Source organism: Mycolicibacterium duvalii (assembly GCF_010726645.1).
Classification (GTDB): domain Bacteria; phylum Actinomycetota; class Actinomycetes; order Mycobacteriales; family Mycobacteriaceae; genus Mycobacterium; species Mycobacterium duvalii.
Window position 1 is genome coordinate 2,622,308 of record NZ_AP022563.1, and the last position, 17,101, is coordinate 2,639,408.

A 17,101-nucleotide genomic window follows, 5' to 3' on the forward strand; every position below is an offset into this window, starting at 1 on the left:
GGAAGTGCCGGTGCAGATAGTCTGCGCACGGTGCGCTGGATTGTCGATGGCATGAACGTGATCGGCTGTCGCCCCGACGGATGGTGGCGGGACCGCCACCGCGCGATGACCGGCCTGGTCGGCCACCTGGAACGGTGGGCACAGGCCGATGGGCTCGACGTGACGGTGGTCTTCGAGAAGCCACCGAGACCACCGGTGACCTCGACGGTCATCACCGTGACGCATGCGCCTGCCGCGGCACCGAATTCGGCCGATGACGAGATCGTCCGGCTGGTGCAGGGTGCGGCGCGACCTGCCGACGTCCACGTCGCCACCTCCGATCGCGGGCTGGCCGCACGGGTGCGCGACGCCGGCGCGACGGTCTTCCCGGCCGAACGGCTGCGCGAGCTGATCGACCCGCGCTCGCCGGACGGGGGCCCGGACGTTTCCAACCAACGGTAGTTACCGTAACATTTACCGTTGCACCGTCAGGTTGTTCTGCCCGGAAGGAACCGCACAGGTATGCACGACGTAGCGATCATCGGCGTGGGACTGCACCCGTTCGGCAGGTTCGAGGGCAAGACCGCGATGGAGATGGGCGTCGACGCCATCACCGCCGCGGTCGCCGACGCAGGCGTGGCGTGGAACGACATCCAGTTCGGTGTCGGCGGCAGCTGGACCGTCGCCAACCCCGACGCCATCGTCGGCATGGTGGGGCTGTCCGGCATCCCGTTCACCAACGTGTTCAACGCCTGCGCCACCGCGGCCAGTGCCACCAAGGCCTGCGCTGACGGAATTCGGCTGGGCGACTACGACATCGGCATCGCCGTAGGCCTGGACAAGCATCCGCGCGGCGCCTTCACCGAAGATCCGGCCTTGGTGGGCATGCCGAGCTGGTACGCCGAGAACGGTCAGTACCTGACCACCCAGTTCTTCGGCATGAAGGCCAACCGCTATCTGCACGAGCACGGCATCAGCCACCGGACGCTGGCCAAGGTGGTCAACAAGAACCTGCGCAATGGGGCGCTGAACCCGAACGCGTTCCGTCGCAAGCCGATGGACGAGGACGCCATCCTGAACTCGCCGATGCTGAACTATCCGCTGACGCAGTACATGTTCTGCTCCCCCGACGAGGGCGCGGCCGCGGTGGTGATGTGCCGCGCCGACATTGCGCACCGGTACACCGACAAGCCGGTCTACGTGCGCGCGGTGGAGGTCCGCACCCGCAAGTACGGGGCCTACGAGGTGAATACGACGTTCGCCCCGGTCGACGAGGACGTCGCGCCGACGGTATACGCGGCACGTTCGGCGTTCGAGAAGGCCGGTGTCGCACCGGAAGACGTCGACGTGATCCAGCTCCAGGACACCGATGCCGGCGCCGAGATCATCCACATGGCCGAATGCGGATTCTGCCCCGACGGCGATCAGGAGAAGCTGCTCGCCGAAGGCACCACCGAGATCGGCGGCGCCATGCCGGTCAACACCGACGGCGGCCTGCTGGCCAACGGCGAGCCGATCGGCGCGTCCGGGCTACGTCAGATCCATGAGATCGTGCGCCAGTTGCGGGGACAGGCCGGCGACCGTCAGATCCCGGGCGAACCCAAGGTCGGCTTCGCCCAGCTCTACGGTGCGCCCGGCACCGCGGGCGCGACGATTCTGACCACCTGAGGGCCGGACAGAGGGGCCGAGACTATCGCAGCACTCGGACCGGGACGTTGCGCCAGCCCGCCACGTTCTGCATGTTGACGCGGGTGCACCGGCTTCGGTCGACCTCGTAGCGCGGCATGAAATCGAGCATCCGGTCCAGTGCGACAGCACTTTCCATGCGTGCCAGTGCCGCGCCGAGGCAGCTGTGAATTCCGTAGCCCAGACCGAGATTCTGCGCCTCGGTACGGTTGCGATCGATGTCGAAGCTGTCGGGGTCGGTCCAGGCTTGGGGATCGCGGTTGGCCGACCCGCCGACCAGGAAAACCGGTTTGCCCGCCGGAATCGTCACGCCATGCAGTTCGACCTCACGCAGCGTGCACCGCACGTTGTACTGCGCGGGCGCCTCGTAGCGCAGCAACTCCTCGACCGCCAGCGGGATCTTGCCGCGGTCGTCGAGCAGCAACTGCCACTGGTCGGGGTTCTCGGCGAACACCACCGCCGCGCTACCGAGTAGCTTGGTGACCGTCTCGGCGCCCGCTCCGCCGAGCAGCATCGCGAACTCGGTGATCTCGACGTTGTTCAACGGCTCCGTCTCGCCGTTGTCCCGTTCGATCTCGGCCGCGATGAGCTTGCTGAGCAGATCGTCGCCGAGGTTGTCGCGGCGCTGTTTGATCAGCTGGTAGTAGTACACGGCCATGTCGACGCCGGCCTTGCGGCCGGCCTCGGTCATGTCCACCTCGCCGTGCTCACGGTGCAGCAGCTCATCGATCCACAGCCGCACCTGCTGGTGGTCCTCGTCGGGGACCCCCTGCATGGTGGTCATGATGTCGACGGGGAACCGCGCTGAGAAGTCCTGCACGAAGTCGAAGCCATCGGGATCCAGCGCGGCCAGGTGCTTGTCGATCAGCCGCGTCACCAGGCCCCGGTGGGCTTCGATGGCTCGCGGTGTGAACACCTTGTTGAGCAGGCTGCGCATCCGCCGGTGCGCCGGCGGGTCCATCGCGATGATCGAACCGTGCTTGGTCGGTTCGCCCTTGCGAACCTCGGCGAGGTCGACCCCGTAGGCCGACGAGAACGTCTCGTGGTCCTTGAACGCCGCGGCGACGTCTTCGTGGCGGGTCAGCGCGTAGAAGTCGAACTGTTCGCTGTAATAGACCGGCGCTTCTTCCCGTAATCGCCGATAGGTCTCGTACGGCGAGGTGAAGAACTCGTCGGAGAACGGGTCGAACGAAACCGTTGCCGAGCTCACGACGCCTTCTTCGCCGGTGGCGAGTAGTTCGGCTTGCCCAGCCCGAGCACGTACTGCGCGATCATGTTGCGGAACACCTCGAGGGTGCCGCCGTAGATCCCGACCAGCGGGGCGAACCGGTAGATGTACTCCGAGGCGCCGTCGTCGGCCGCGCCTTCGGTACCGACCGGCAGCGCGGAGGCAGCGCCCATGATGTCCATCAGATCCGGCGAGATGTCGCGCATCGTCTGGGCCAGGGCGACGCGGCCGAAGATGCTCGGCGCCGACAGCGCGGCTTCCAGCCGGGCGACGCTGCGGCCCAGCCGAAACGCCACGGCACCGTCGTCGATCAGTCTGTCGCCGTTGGGATCCGGCACCGCCGACTTCTCGGCGGCCTTGTCGACGGCGGTGGCCATGAAGTTGGCCTGGTGCATCATGATCGACACGTCGGCCAGGCCGTCGTCCGCAGCGTCCACGGCGCCGTGTTCGGCGTCGAGCGGCTCACGGACTACCTTCCAGCCCTCGTTGACGCCGCCGAGGCGGTAGCGGTCGTCGACCCTGACGTCGCTGTAGTAGACGATGTTGGTGCGGTCCCCGTCGACGGTGCGGATGCCCTGGATCTCGATGCCGGGAGTGTCCAGCGGCACCAGGAACATCGTCAGGCTCGAATGCTTGGGTGCGGTCGGGTCGGTGTTGGTGATGAGGAAGACGTACTGGCAGTTGTGCGCGCCCGTGGTGAACATCTTCGACCCATTGATCACCCACGTCGACCCGTCACGCACGGCGCGGGTCTTGCAGGTGGCGACGTCCGATCCGCCCTCGGGTTCGGTGTAGCCCAGACACATGCGCACATGCCCGCTGTAGACCTTGGGCAGCACCTCGTCCTTCAGCTCGGCCGAACCGAACTTCTGCACCGACCTGGAGATCATCGCCGTAGTGCCCGAGGTCACCCACGGGACGTGAGCGCGCCGCTTCTCCAACTCCCAGATCCGGCGCTGCAGGCGGGTGAACGGGTTGGGGCACTCCGGATTCCAGTCACGATCGAGATAACCGGCGGCCCCGAGCGCCAGGTGCACGCCCTCGTCGAAGTTGTCCCCGGTCTCGCGGTCGCGGCGGATCACCTCCTCGGTGACGATCTCGCTCAGGAAACCGCGAAGCTCGTCCTGGAACCTCTGGTCCTCGTCGGCCAGCTCTACCCGGGAGAAATCCATGACTCAGCTCCGTCCTTCCCGATCGGCGACCAGGCGTGCGATGTGTTTGGCGGTGACGCCCGGGTCTCCCCCGGCGATCGCCCAGCCGCGGGCACGCACCAAGTAGGCGGTCGCGGCCGCTTCGGCCGACACCCCGAGTCCACCTTGGACGTGCACCGCCATGGTGGCGGCCTTGGCGGCCTCCTCGGCCATGAAGACGAACACCGACGGCGCCAGCTCCGGCCGTTCGGCGGGCTCGTTGTCGAGGAACCAGGCCGCACGGCGGGCGAGGTTGCGTCCGCCGGCGACGGTGATGGCGATGTTGGCCAGCGGATGTGAGATCGCCTGCAGCGTCGAGATCGGCACCCCGAGGGTGTAGCGGGTCTTGGCGAACTCGGCGGCGATCGTCATCGTCTCCTCGACCAGGCCCACGAGGGCGGCACCGGTCAGCAGCCGCCACTCGTCGAGCGCGCGCTGGTACTCGTCGATCGCGGCGCCGCCGCTGGCCAGCACGGTGCGCTGGTCGGCGGCCGCCGGATCAACCCACGCCATCGGCAGCTTGCCGATGTTGTCGACGCGTGCGGGCCGGGAGCCATAGGTCAGCAGCACCACGTCGTCACCGTCGCGCAGCACGATGCGGTCGGCGATCGAACCCGCCGGGATCAACCGGACCCCGCGGGACTTGTCCTGTTGGGCATCGAGGCCGACGACCGTCGTTCCGCTCACCACGTCGGGGTCCACCGACCCGAGACGGCCGAGCAGGCGCGCGGCGCACACGTGGTCGATCCAGGGCACCGGGGCCAGCGACCGGCCGACCTCCTCGGCCACCAGGGTCAGATCCACCAGCGTGGCGCCGTCGCCGCCGGCGCTTTCCGGCAGCGCCATCGATGTCGCACCCATGGCGCACAACCGTTCCCACAGGTTCTTGTCGAACCCGGTCTCCTCGGCGGCGCGCACCGTCTCGATCGAGCAGTGGCTGGCGAAAAAGTCCTTGTAGGCCGCCTGCAGTGCCTGATGGTCCTCCGACAGGCTGTAGTCGAGCCTGCGCAGTTCGTAGCGGTCCATGGTCAGGTCTCCTGTTCCTTCGTGCCGAAGAAGAAGTCGTTCGCGTTGTGGTACAGGTAGTTGTCGAGCACCTCGGGCGGCAGATCGAGCGCCAGCGCCTCGGGCACGACCCGGCTCTGCCGCAGTACCGGCCAATCCGACGCGAAGATCACCTTGTTCTTCCCGCGGGTGCGCATGAAGTGCAGCAGGCTGTCGGGCAGGCGTTTCGGTGACCACGCCGACGTCATAACGCGCAGGTTGGCGTACTTGATCAGCAGCCGGATTGCGACATCCCACCACGGGTCGGCGCCGTGGATCATGCACAGCTTCAGCTCCGGGAACCGCACACAGACGCGGTCGAGGTGGATCGGGTTCTGCACCTCGCCCGGAATGGGCGGGCCCGGCAGGCCGGTGTTGACGCACAGCGGCAGTTCGAGTTCCGCGCACTTGGTGTAGAGCGGGTAGTACACCGCGTCGCTGGGCGGGTACATACCGTCACCCCAGAAGCTCGGCCCCACAGCGGCATACGCGACCGGCAGGTCGGCCACCACCGCGGTCAGCTCCCGCAGCGACGGCATCGGGCGCAGCAGATTGACCCCGCCGATCGCGAGCGCGAACTTGTCCGGCCGCTGCTCCACGAACGAGCGCGCGGTGACCGACGGCTTCACCAGATTGTCCATCAGGATGGCCTTCTCCACACCGTGCTCGGCCATCTCGTCGAGCAGGGCGGGCAACTCGACTTGCTCGTAGAGCGACTTCGGTCCCTTGAAGTAGTCGTCGCGAACCTTGAGCATGAACTCGGGCTGCTTGGCCGTCTCCCCGAAATGCACGTTGACCAGGCCATCAATGACACGGTTCACTCGGTGGGTCATGACCGGCCCGCCAGGGAACCACGCTGCACGGCTTGGTCTTTGGCCCAGCGGTAGTCGGCCTTGCCGTTGCCGAGCCGGCGCACCTGCCCGACGAAGACGAGTTCCTTGGGCGCCTTGTAGCGGGCCAACTGCTGGTGGCACAACTCCAGCAGCGATGCCTCGCTCGGCACGGCCCCGCCGCGGGGCGCGACGATCGCCACCAGTTCCTCGCCCCAGCGCTCGCTCGGCCTGCTGACCACCAGCGCGTCGACGACGTCGGGATGGGCTCGCAGCACTTCCTCGACCTCTTCGACGAACACCTTCTCCCCGCCGGTGTTGACCACCAGCGAATCCCGGCCGAACAGCCGCAGCGTGCCATCGCCCTCCAGCGAGCCGCGGTCCCCCGAGATCACCACCCGGCGGCCGTCGACCTCCGGGAAGGTCCGCAGGGTTGCTTCGGCATCGTCGAAGTAGCCCAACGGAATCCGCCCCTCGCGCGCCACCCAGCCGACCTCGGTCTCGCCGGGGGCGACGAAGCGGGTGCGGTCCTCCGACAGCAGCACGACCCCGTCGCGTCGTTCGAAGGTGTCCTTGCGGTCACCGTTCTGGCTACGCCCGAACGCCATGTTGCCGGTCTCCGAGGACCCGTAGCCGTTGATCAGCGTGATCTGCGGCAGCAGTTCCAGTAGCGCGTCCTGGTGGCGCTGATTGGTCGCCGCTCCGCCGGTGCCGATTGCGAACAGCGACGACAGGTCGTAACGATGCCGCCGCAGCTCGTCGATCAGCGGGCCGGCGTAGGCGTCGCCGACCATCGTCATCAGGCCGACCTTCTCTGTCTCAGCGGTCCGCAGCACCGCGGCCGGGTCGAGGGTCGTCTTGTCGTAGAGGATCACGGTCTGTCCGTTGAGCAGCGCCGCGAACGCCGTCCACATGCCGGCGGCGTGCATCAGCGGCGAGACTGCGAACCATGGGGGGCCGGCGTGGGCGACCTTGTCGTGGATCTCGGTGGCGGACTCGTGGTCGGCGCCGTTCATGGAGATCACGTAGGTGTCGGCCTGCCGCCACATCACGCCCTTGGGCCGGCCGGTGGTCCCGCCGGTGCAGATCATCATCACGTCGTCGGGAGAGGGGGTGATGTCCTGGTCGGCGTCACCCGCGGCCAGCGCCTCGTCCAGAGGCACGGCGCCCGCGGGCTGCGGCTCCGATTCTTCCGGCTCTGCCCCGTCGTCGATCGAGATCACCAGCTCCACACCGGCGCCGCGCAGCACGTCGGCGAACTTCGCGCCCAGAGACCGGTGGCAGATCACCGCCCGCGGCTTCAGATACGCCAGGAGGTCCTCGACCTCACGGGGCGTGTAGTGGAAGTTCACGTTGACCGGGACGGCGCGCGCCTTCAGCGTTCCGATCACCATGTCGGGATAGAGATCGTTGTGCATGATCAGCGCGACGCGATCCTGCCCGCACTCCCAGCGCTGCAGCTCACTGCGTTCGCGCTGAATGCCGATTCCGTTGCCGGCCAGAAAGTTCGCGAGCCGACGGGTACGGTCGGCGGTCTGCGCGTAGGTGCTCCTGCGGTCACCGCAGACCGTCATCACCCGGTCGGGTACCGCGGCGGCGATGGCGTCGAGGACACCGCCGATGGTCCACTCTGGCATGACTACGCGGTGACCGTCACGTCGACACCGAGCAGATCGAGTGCGTTGTCGCGCATCACCTTCCGGGTGTCCTCGGCGCTGAACTCCGGGAACTGCGGGATGTCGGCGGTGAACGTCATCGGATCCGCCAGGCCCTCGCCGTGCGGCCAGTCCGAACCGAAGAGGATGCGCTCCACACCGATGGTCTCGGCGAGGAGTTTGACGTCGTCCTCGTAGTATGGCGCGATCCACACGTTGTTCCGCAGCTGCTCCACAGGGTCTTCCTTGTAGTGGTACGGCGCGGTGTTGGCCGACTTCTTGAGCCGCTTGATCAACCGGTAGACGAAGTAGGACCCGTTCTCGATGCTGGCCACCTTGAGCTTGGGGTGCCGGGTGAACACCTGATGGACGATCATCGATGCCAGGGAATCGTGGATGGCGCGGTCGTCCATGATCACCATGTCGAGCGGATCCCGCTTGCCGAAACCCTTGAACACACCGCTGCCGCCCCACAGCGCGGGGATCGCCATGTAGCCGGAGTCCGACAGGTGGAACACCACCGGGACGCCGGCCTCGGCCAGCCGTGCCCACACGGGGTCGTGCACCGGGTCGCCCAGCGAGCGCGGACGCACCAGACCGGGCACCGGCGCAGGACGCACACAGACGATCTTGGCGCCGCGGCTGAGCACGAATTCGACTTCCTGCACGGCCTTTTCCGGATCGGCCAGCGAGATGATCGGCGCGGAGACGATCCGGCCGTCGGGACGGTGGAATCCCCAGTCCTCGTCCAACCACAGGTTGAAGGCGTGCATCGCCACCATGGTTGCCTCGATGTCGTGCTTGAGACCTTCCTCCACCCCGCAGGCGAAAGTCGGCAGCATGAACACCGTCTCGAGGTTCTGCTTGTCGAGGATCGTCACGCGAGCGTCGCGATTCTGGTATTCGGGGTGATCGGCGAGCCGGTCGACCTTCATCAGCGACGCGGGGTCGACCCCCTCGGGGATCTCGCCGCGGAACAACAGATCCAGACAGCCGGGTTCGATGATCGGGTCGAACGACGGGTTCGGAATGAAATGGTTGACCACGCCGCCGAACACTGCCAAGGTCCGCTTGCCGTCCTGCACCATCTGCACGCCGCGGCTGCGGAACTCCTTGGGCTGATGCCGGGTGAACGCGTCGAGCGGTTCGTAGTAGTGGTTGTCGACGTCGATCGCGCGGTAGTCCAAGGGCTGCGGAGCGTTCATGACGCGTCCTCCTTCTCCAGTTCCATGGGGCCGAAGTGGGGCTGTCTCTTCTCGAAGAAGGCCGTGATGCCTTCGATGAAGTCGGGCCGCTGCATCGACTCGTGCATCAGTGTCTCCGCCCGGGCACTGGTGTCGTGCACGTTTCGCAGAGCGTCGCCATAGATCTGACGTTTGATCACGGCCAATGCGCTGGGTGCGCAGTGCGCGGCCATGTCCTCGGCGTAGGCCAACGCCCGCGGCAACAGTTCCTCGGGCGCGACGACCTCCTTGACCAGCCCGAGCTCTTTGGCCTCGTCGGCATAGAAGGTGCGGCCGGACAACAACAGGTCCAGCGCGGCGCCCCAGCCCACCACCCGGGGCAGGATCCAGGAGATGCCGTACTCGGCGATCAAGCCGCGCCGCGAGAACGCCGTGGTGAACTTCGCGCCGGCCGCGGCGAAACGGATGTCGCACATCAGCGCCTGGGTCAGGCCGATGCCCGCGCACGCCCCGTTGATCGCGGCGACGACGGGTTTGTGCAGCTCGGTCACGAAGTGCGGATGACGTTCGCCGACCAACTGGGTGACATCGGTATCCGCTGCGGAGGCACTCACACTGCCGATGCCGTCGAGATCACCCATGTCGGCGCCGGCGCAGAACGCCCGCCCGGCGCCGGTCAGCACGATCACCCGCACCGCCGGATCGGCTTCGGCGCGGTCGATGCACCGGTAGAACGCGCCGGCCAGACCCCCGCCCCAGGCGTTCATCCGTTCGGGACGATTCAGCGTCAGCACCGCCACCCCGGTGTCATGCACTTCGTAGCGCACCGGCTGGTCGCCCGGGGCCGCACCGGGTGCGGCGACGCGTTCGGCTGCACTCACGCCGATGCCCTCCTCAGCTCGATAGATGCTCATACTGTACACCTATCGGTAGTGGCTTCCGCAATGCCGGCGAGCTGCCGTCCCGGCGATCTCGCGGTGGGCGTTCATGATCGGAATCGGCTGCCGCGCCGACGCTCCGACGCTCCCCGCGGGGTGGTGCAGGTGGTCGCCGGGCACTGCTCGCCGCGCGCCACTCACGCTGGTGGCTAGGTGAAGTCGCTCCCGCCGTCGACATTGACGTTGGCCCCCGTCATGTAGGAGTTGCGGCGCGAAGCCAGGAACGCGACCACGGGCCCGACCTCACTGGGCAGTCCGGCCCGCGGCAGGTGTGCCGGGTGGCCGAAGTGTTCGTCGATCGCCCGCATCAACGCGTACGGGTCGTCGCCGTCCACCCCGACCGACGCCGCCCACCCCCGCAGCGCCTCGGACGCCACACTGCCCGGCGACACCACATTGACCAGGATCTCGTCCGGCGCCAGCAGCAGCGACAGGTTCTTGGAGATGCTGGTGACCATCGCCTTGGCCGCGGTGTAGGCCGGCAGAATCGTGCTCTGCCGCTGCGTCGAGTGCGCTGAGAAGTTCACGATGCGCGCCCATTCCGCGGCGCGCAGCAACGGCAGCGCGGCGCGCACGCAGTGCACCATGCCCATCGCGCCTTCGTCGACGGCCTGCCGCCAGTCGGCGTCGCTCAGTTCGTCGAAGGTGCCCCGCACCGTCGGCCCGACCGCGTTGATCAGGATGTTGAGCTGACCGCCCCACCGATCGGAGATCTCGGCGAAGGCCCGCTCGACCTGTCCCTGGTCGACCGTGTCGGCGATCAGACCGACCGCGTCGGGACTTCCGCGGTCGCGCAGGTCGGCGGCGGCGCGGTCCAGAGCCTGCCGGGTCCGACCGATCACCGCGACCCGTGCGCCGTCCTCGGCCAGACATCGCGCCGAGGCCAGACCCATGCCTCCGCCGCCTCCGACGACCACGGCGGTGGAGTCGCGCAGCCCTAGGTCCACGCGCTCAGGTGCCGGTCCAATTGGGTTGGCGCTTCTCGGCGAACGCCGTGGCCCCCTCCATCGCGTCCTTCGACGAGAAGACCGGGAAGACGATCTCCCCCTGCTTCTTCCACATCTCGTCCTGGCTCCAGTCCGCGGATTTCATGATGACCTCTTTGGTGGCCGCGATCGCCAGCGGGCCGTTGGCGGTGATCCGCTCGGCCAGCTTCAACGCACCGTCGAGGGCCTCGCCGGGTTCGGTCAGCACGTTGACGAAGCCCCATGCAGAGGCTTCCTCGGCGGTGAAGCTGTCGCCGGTCAGGGCGAGCTCGAGGGCTTTCTGGTATGGGATGCGCTTCTGCAGCCGCAGCAGCCCACCGCCGGCGGCGACCAGTCCGCGCTTGACCTCCGGGATGCCGAACTTCGCGTTCTTCGCGGCCACGATGAGGTCGGTGGCCAGCACGATCTCGGTACCGCCGGCCAGGGCATACCCTTCCACCGCGGCGATCACCGGCTTGCGGGGCGGACGTTCGGTGAACCCGATCCCACGCCCCTCGATGGCGGGCACCTCACCGGCCATGAACGCCTTGAGGTCCATGCCGGCGCAGAAGTTCCCGCCGGCGCCGGTGATGATCGCGACCGACAGGTCGGGCGACTCGTCGAGTTCGTCCATCGCGTCGGCCAGTCCCTGCGCCACCGCCAGGTTGAACGCGTTGCGCGCCTCGGGACGGTTGATCGTGATGATCAGGACCCGTCCCCGCCGTTCCCGGAGAACTTCGTCAGCCACTCGGTCTGCCCTTTCGCTCGGATGTCGCAGATAACCGCTGGAAAAGCTTACTATAGGACTTACAGTAACCAGGCGAAACGGTGCCGGAGGGGCCGGTCCGGCGCACCGCGGTAAGGTCGGGCCTTCGGCAACCCGGCAACGAGAACGCAAAGGCGCAGTTCAGGCTACCGCTGCCGGCGGGTCCCCGCCAGACCCGTCCGGCCAGGCGACCGCCGGGCCGCCGCCCCGCGCGAACGTCGAGACGATGGAGGTGTCTTTCCAGTGGCAAAGCAGGCGACTGCGGAAAAGCGGCAACGGCGCGAACGCGGGTCCATCAATCCCGACGACATCATCAAGGGCGCGTTCGAACTCGCCGAAGAGGTCGGCATCGACAACCTGAGCATGCCGCTGCTGGGCAAGCACCTCGGTGTCGGCGTCACCAGCATCTACTGGTACTTCCGCAAGAAGGACGATCTGCTCAACGCGATGACCGACCGCGCCCTGCGTGAGTACGCGCGGTTCGCGACGCCCTACGTCGATGCCCAGGACTGGCGCGACACGCTGGCCGGCCACGCCCGCACCATGCGGGAGACCTTCACGGGCAGCCCGATCCTGTGCGACCTGATCCTGATCCGGTCCGCGCTGAGCCCGCGGGCCGCCAAACTCGGCGTGCAGGAGGTCGAAAGCGCGGTCCGCAGCCTGGTGGAGGCGGGCCTGACGCCCGAACAGGCCTTCGACACCTATTCGGCGATGTCGCTGCACGTGCGGGGTTCGGTGGTGCTGCGCCGGCTGCGGGAGAAGAACCTCGCAGCCAACGAGGGTCCCGGTGACATCGACGACTCGCTGTCATTCGACCCGGACAGCGCCCCGCTGCTGGCGTCGATCACCGCGCAGGGCCATCACCTCAGCGGATCCGACGACCGCAACTTCGAATACGGCCTGGAGTGCATCCTCGAGCATGCCGCACGCATGATCGGGGAGAACTCCAAGGCAGGGCGCAAGCCGACGAAGAACTCCGCCCGCGAGCGCTGACCTGACGGCGCCGAGAGTCGCGCCTCAGACCTCGACGACGACGCCGCCGCCCTGGCCGCCGCCCGCACACATAGCGGCCACGCCGATGCCGCCGCCGCGCCGCGCCAGCTCGTAGATCAGCGTGGTGACCATGCGCGCTCCGGAAGCAGCGATGGGGTGCCCGAGGCTGCAGCCGCTGCCGGAGAAGTTCACCAGTTCCTCGTCGATGCCGTACTCCTTGCACGCCGCGATCGGCACCGACGCGAACGCCTCGTTGATCTCCCACAACGTGATGTCGGAGGGCTTCAGGCCGGCCCGGTCGAGCACCTTGCCGATCACCTTCACACCACCCAGACCCGTGTCACGGGGATCCACACCCACCGACCCCCAGGCCCGGACCTTGGCCATCACGTTCAGCCCGTTGGCGGCGGCGTAGTCGGCCTCGACGAGCGCGACCCCGGCCGCGGCGTCGTTGGTGCCGCTGCTGTTACCGGCGGTGATGGAGAAGCCCTCGATCTCGGGATGCAACACCTTCAGCCCGGCCAGCTTCTCGACCGTCGTGTCACGGCGCGGATGCTCGTCCACGCTGAAATCGACCACCGAACCGTCGAACTGGGTGACCTTCAGCGGGACGATCTCGTCGGCGAACTTTCCGGCGTCGATCGCGGCGATGGCGCGCTGGTGCGACCGCGCGGCCCAGGCGTCCATCTCCTCTCGCGAGATGCCGGCCGACTGGGCGGTGTTCCAGCCCACGGTGATCGACATGTCCCTGGTCGGGGCCTCGGGCGTCTCGACGTGCGTGGGCGGCATCCACCGCTCTTCGAACTTCAGTTCGGGGCCCGGGATGCGCCAATTGACCAGCGGGGTCATCGACAGCGACTGCACTCCGCCGGCGATCAGCACCCGCTCCATCCCGGAGCCGATCTGCGCCGCCGCGTTGCCGATCGCGGTCAGGCTGCCGGCGCAGTGCCGGTTCACCGACTGGCCCGGAACATGCTTCAAGCCCGTGGCATCGGCGGCGTAGCGCGCGAGATCGCCACCGCCGTAATGTGATTCGGCGAAGATGATGTCGTCGATCTCAGCCGGGTCGACTCCCGAGCGACGGACGATCTCGGGCAGCACCGTGGTGATGAGCGTCTCGGGCGGCGTGTTGACCAGGGTGCCCTTGAAGGAGCGGCCGATGGCCGTGCGGGCGGCACCGACGATGACGGGTGTTGACATGGTTTCGACCTCGATTTCGCAGACAGACCGTTACAAAACTAGCAGAAGGTGTAGCGCTGACAGTAGGGTGAGCCAGCTCACTCCGGCTCGGCGACGAAGAAGTGCTCGTCACGCAGCCGGAACGCCTCCCTGGTCCCGACCTGCGCCCGGGTCTTGACGAAGTTGAATTCCCCCGGCGCGAACTGCAGGTTCGTCCCGTAGGCGTGGAAGAGGTAGCTGGCCACCTCTTCGCCCTGATACACCTGGCTCTGTTCGACCAACCGGAACGCCTCCTTGGCGATGACCACGCCGTCGGCCGGCATCTTGGCCGCTTTCTCGGCCCAGTACCGGGCGCGGGCCGGCACCGCCGCCGCGTCGCAGGTGTCGGTGAAGACGCCGACGTGCTCGACGTCGGCCGCGGTGATGATGTCGCCGGTGAGCAACAGTCGCCGCGCCAACACAGGACCCAGCCGGTGGAAGAACATGTGCAGGCTGCCCAGCGCCGGACCCAGGAAGCGGGTGGCCGGCATACCGATGCGGGTGTCGCGTCCGATCACCGAGATATCGGTCATCAACGCCATCTCGAACCCGCCGCCGAGAGCGTAACCGCTGATCTCGCCGACCGTGACCTTCGGAAAGCCCATCAGGTTGTGGTAGAAGCCGAAGGTCTTGCGGTCCACGGTGAGTCGGCGGCGCTGGCTGGGCCGACGCTTGGCTTGCTCGGACTCTTTACTCCCGTACCAGCCGTACGCGTTGTTCATGTCCGCCCCAGTGCTGAACACGCCTTCGGCGCCACGCAGCAGCACCACGGTCAGGTCGTCGTCCTCGGCGACGTCGTCGAGATACCGCGCCAGCTGATCGCGCATCGCCGCGTCGTAGGAGTTGCGCTGTTTGGGGTTGTTCAGCGTGATGGTCGCGATCCGCGTGTCGTGGTCGACGTCGAAGAGGACGCGGTCGTCGGTGGTGGTCATGTCCATTCCTGTCCGTTGGAAATCAGTTTGGCCTCAATGGTTCTGCTCGATGCCGCAGCCAGGGTGTTCTGTCGCGCCGCCGCGAGGTGGTTCTGCGCCACCCGGACCGCCCTTGCCGAGTCGCCGTCGGCAATGGCGTCAAGCAAGCGGTTGTGGTCGCGCAGCGCCGCGCGCATCGTCGGTGGGTGCATCGGATCGCCGGGGCTGCACTCGTCGCTCCAAACCGAGGACTCGTGCGCTGACCAGATCACCTCGAGGGCGCCGATCACCAGGATCATCGGTTCGTTGCCGCACCGCTGCACGATCTCCTCGTGGAACCGGCGGGCGTTGGGCACATAACGCGCAGGCGTGTCGAACTCGGCAACCTGCAGGTCGATCGCAGCCCGCAGATGCGGCACCACCGCGGTCATCCGGTCCGCCCGCGCGGCACACATGCCCGCGCAGATCGGTTCGAGATGCAGCAGCGCCTCGCTGACGTCCGCCGGCGTGGCCGCCCGGGTCTGCAGCACCATCCCGATCAGATGCGCTGCCCGTGCGGCCGACGGCAGATGCACCACCGCTCCCCCGACGTTGCCGCGCCGCACCGAGATCAGGCCCTCGGATTCGAGGATGTGCATCGCCTCGCGCACCGCGGGTGGGCTGACCCCGAACTCGGCGAACAGCGACTCCTGCGACGGCAGCACGTCACCTTCCCGTAGCCGTCCGGTCAAAATGTCCTCGCGCAGGCGCGACGCCACGAGCTCGGCGACCCGGGGCTGACGAATACGCTGCGCTGACACTGTTCCGCGAACGGCCTTTCCTTGCTAAGTTGTACAGGATAGTAATCGAAGTACTAACTGTATGGCTATCTGTATAGCTGTTCGAAAGGTGGGCCGGTGCCCGACGAAGGGGCGGTACGTCAGAGTCGTAGCGGCACCGTTCTGCAGATCACCCTGGACCGCCCCGAACGTCGTAATGCATTGACGCGCAGCATGATCGACGATCTGGTCAGCATTCTCACCGCCGCCGCCACCGATGACTCGCTGCGCGCGGTGCATCTCACCGGAGCCGGCGGCAACTTCTGCGCCGGCTCCGATTGGGTGAGCAGCAACCGCGACGGGCGGCGTCCCCGCGTCGGCGACCTCACCCGCAGGACCCCGCTGACCCACAACCGGGTCGTCGAACTGGTGGCCACGATCCAGCTGCCCGTGGTGTGCAGCGTGCGGGGCTGGGCGGTCGGTCTGGGCTGCAACCTCGCGCTGGCCGCAGACTTCACCGTCGCCGCCGCCGACGCCACGCTGTGGGAGCCGTTCATCGACCGGGGTTTCACCCCCGACTCCGGTGCCACGTGGCTGCTCCCGCGGCTGGCCGGACTCACCCGCGCCAAACGCATGCTGCTACTCGGCGAGAAGGTCTCGGGCACCCAAGCCGCCGACTGGGGCCTCATCGATGCAGCCGTCGCTCCCGGCGACGTCGACGCAGCCGCGGAGGAGTTGGTGGCGCGCCTGGCCGCCGGTCCGACGGTCGCGATCGGCCTGGCCAAACAGGCCATCAATTACGGGCTGCACGCCACCCTGTCGCAGTCGATGCACCATGAGCTGGCCGACCTCGAGCTGGCCTGCCGGACAGCAGATTTCAAAGAAGGACTGGCCGCCTTCCGGGAGCGACGACGCCCGGATTACCAGGGCCGGTGACAGAAGGGACCGCATGACCACCTACGACACCATCACCTATGACGTCGACGGGCACAAGGCCACCATCACGCTCAACCGACCGGATGCGCTCAACGCGTTGTCCCCGCACATGATCGGCGAACTTCGCGCCGCCTACGACGAAGCCGAGAACGACGACGACGTCTGGCTGATGATCGTCACCGGCACCGGTCGGGCGTTCTGCACCGGCGCCGACGTCAAAGAGATCCCCGACGACGGCAAGGTCATCTACGAACGGCCCTATCTGTCGACGTACGACCAGTGGGAGGCGCCGCAGGAAGGCACGCCACCGTTTCGCCGGATGGCCAAACCGGTGCTCGCCGCGATCAACGGCCTGTGCTGCGGTGCGGGCTTGGACTGGGTCACCACCGGGGACATCGTGATCGCCTCCGACAAGGCGACGTTCTTCGACCCGCACGTCAGCATCGGGCTCGTCGCCGCCCGCGAGATGGTGCGCCTGGCCCGAGCGCTGCCCCGCACGGTCGCGCTGCGGATGGCCCTGATGGGCAAGCACGAACGGATGAGCGCCGAACGGGCCTACGAGCTCGGCATGATTACCGAGGTCGTCCCGCACGAGAGGCTGCTCGAGCGCGCGCACGAGATCGCCGACATCGTCAACTCCAACGCCCCACTGGCCGTGCGAGGTACCCGGCTGGCGATCCACAAGACCCTGGACCTGCCGCTGCTGGAGGGCGAGATCCTGGCCGAGACGTTCCGCGAACGGGTGGTGCGCACCGAGGACGCCGCCGAGGGACCGCGCGCGTTCGTCGAGAAGCGCGCGCCGAACTGGCAGTGCCGGTGA

General features: G+C 67.5%; 17 protein-coding genes. 5 read left to right on the plus strand and 12 right to left on the minus strand.

Annotated features, from left to right (window positions below; translation table 11 throughout):
• The first annotated feature begins 30 nt into the window (after positions 1-30).
• Entirely contained in the window at positions 31-441 is a 411-nt protein-coding gene (locus tag G6N31_RS12325; RefSeq protein ID WP_098004897.1) for an NYN domain-containing protein, read from the plus strand.
• Positions 442-501: 60 nt separating this feature from the next.
• The gene (locus G6N31_RS12330) at positions 502-1,647 is read left to right on the plus strand and encodes a thiolase family protein (RefSeq protein ID WP_098004898.1); all 1,146 of its coding nucleotides are present in this window, start codon (positions 502-504) and stop codon (positions 1,645-1,647) included.
• 22 nt (positions 1,648-1,669) lie between these two features.
• Here G6N31_RS12330 and G6N31_RS12335 read toward each other — a convergent pair whose 3' ends face one another.
• The 9 genes from G6N31_RS12335 to G6N31_RS12375 form a co-directional block, all read right to left on the minus strand.
• A complete protein-coding gene (locus G6N31_RS12335; protein WP_098004899.1) occupies positions 1,670-2,875 on the minus strand; it encodes a cytochrome P450 in 1,206 nt (401 codons plus the stop codon).
• Positions 2,872-4,065 carry an acyl-CoA dehydrogenase family protein gene (locus G6N31_RS12340; protein ID WP_098004900.1) on the minus strand — a complete coding sequence of 398 codons (1,194 nt, stop codon included), beginning with the start codon at positions 4,063-4,065 and terminating at the stop codon, positions 2,872-2,874. Before G6N31_RS12340 ends, G6N31_RS12335 begins: the two co-directional genes overlap by 4 nt.
• Positions 4,066-4,068: 3 nt before the next feature.
• The gene (locus G6N31_RS12345) at positions 4,069-5,109 is read right to left on the minus strand and encodes an acyl-CoA dehydrogenase family protein (RefSeq protein WP_098004901.1); all 1,041 of its coding nucleotides are present in this window, start codon (positions 5,107-5,109) and stop codon (positions 4,069-4,071) included.
• 2 nt (positions 5,110-5,111) lie between these two features.
• Positions 5,112-5,960, minus strand: coding sequence for an amidohydrolase family protein (locus G6N31_RS12350; protein ID WP_098004902.1), 849 nt, complete (start codon positions 5,958-5,960; stop codon positions 5,112-5,114).
• Positions 5,957-7,594 (minus strand): acyl-CoA synthetase, encoded by a 1,638-nt coding sequence (locus G6N31_RS12355; RefSeq protein ID WP_098004903.1) that lies wholly within the window; start codon positions 7,592-7,594, stop codon positions 5,957-5,959. Before G6N31_RS12355 ends, G6N31_RS12350 begins: the two co-directional genes overlap by 4 nt.
• A gap of 2 nt (positions 7,595-7,596) precedes the next feature.
• Positions 7,597-8,817: an amidohydrolase family protein gene (locus G6N31_RS12360; RefSeq protein ID WP_098004904.1), complete on the minus strand. Its 1,221-nt coding sequence runs from the start codon at positions 8,815-8,817 to the stop codon at positions 7,597-7,599.
• On the minus strand, positions 8,814-9,677 hold the full coding sequence (locus tag G6N31_RS12365; protein WP_234815423.1) for an enoyl-CoA hydratase: 864 nt from the start codon (positions 9,675-9,677) through the stop codon (positions 8,814-8,816). The genes G6N31_RS12360 and G6N31_RS12365 overlap by 4 nt, the downstream gene beginning before the upstream one ends.
• A gap of 206 nt (positions 9,678-9,883) precedes the next feature.
• Positions 9,884-10,681 (minus strand): SDR family NAD(P)-dependent oxidoreductase, encoded by a 798-nt coding sequence (locus G6N31_RS12370; protein WP_098004906.1) that lies wholly within the window; start codon positions 10,679-10,681, stop codon positions 9,884-9,886.
• A 4-nt stretch (positions 10,682-10,685) separates the two neighbouring features.
• The gene (locus G6N31_RS12375) at positions 10,686-11,447 is read right to left on the minus strand and encodes a crotonase/enoyl-CoA hydratase family protein (protein ID WP_098004907.1); all 762 of its coding nucleotides are present in this window, start codon (positions 11,445-11,447) and stop codon (positions 10,686-10,688) included.
• Between the two features lie 261 nt (positions 11,448-11,708).
• Between G6N31_RS12375 and G6N31_RS12380 the strand changes: the two genes are divergently transcribed.
• Positions 11,709-12,458, plus strand: coding sequence for a TetR/AcrR family transcriptional regulator (locus G6N31_RS12380; RefSeq protein WP_098004908.1), 750 nt, complete (start codon positions 11,709-11,711; stop codon positions 12,456-12,458).
• A gap of 24 nt (positions 12,459-12,482) precedes the next feature.
• On the opposite strand, the gene G6N31_RS12385 is transcribed toward G6N31_RS12380, so the two are convergent.
• From G6N31_RS12385 to G6N31_RS12395, 3 genes are all read right to left on the minus strand, one after another.
• A complete protein-coding gene (locus tag G6N31_RS12385) occupies positions 12,483-13,658 on the minus strand; it encodes a thiolase family protein (protein ID WP_098004909.1) in 1,176 nt (391 codons plus the stop codon).
• 77 nt (positions 13,659-13,735) lie between these two features.
• On the minus strand, positions 13,736-14,608 hold the full coding sequence (locus G6N31_RS12390; RefSeq protein WP_098004939.1) for an enoyl-CoA hydratase/isomerase family protein: 873 nt from the start codon (positions 14,606-14,608) through the stop codon (positions 13,736-13,738).
• Positions 14,605-15,387, minus strand: coding sequence for a FadR/GntR family transcriptional regulator (locus G6N31_RS12395; RefSeq protein WP_098004910.1), 783 nt, complete (start codon positions 15,385-15,387; stop codon positions 14,605-14,607). Before G6N31_RS12395 ends, G6N31_RS12390 begins: the two co-directional genes overlap by 4 nt.
• A 96-nt stretch (positions 15,388-15,483) precedes the next feature.
• Here G6N31_RS12395 and G6N31_RS12400 point away from each other — a divergent pair, with 96 nt between their 5' ends.
• Positions 15,484-16,281: an enoyl-CoA hydratase/isomerase family protein gene (locus G6N31_RS12400; protein WP_098004911.1), complete on the plus strand. Its 798-nt coding sequence runs from the start codon at positions 15,484-15,486 to the stop codon at positions 16,279-16,281.
• Positions 16,282-16,294: 13 nt separating this feature from the next.
• Entirely contained in the window at positions 16,295-17,101 is an 807-nt protein-coding gene (locus G6N31_RS12405; protein ID WP_098004912.1) for an enoyl-CoA hydratase/isomerase family protein, read from the plus strand.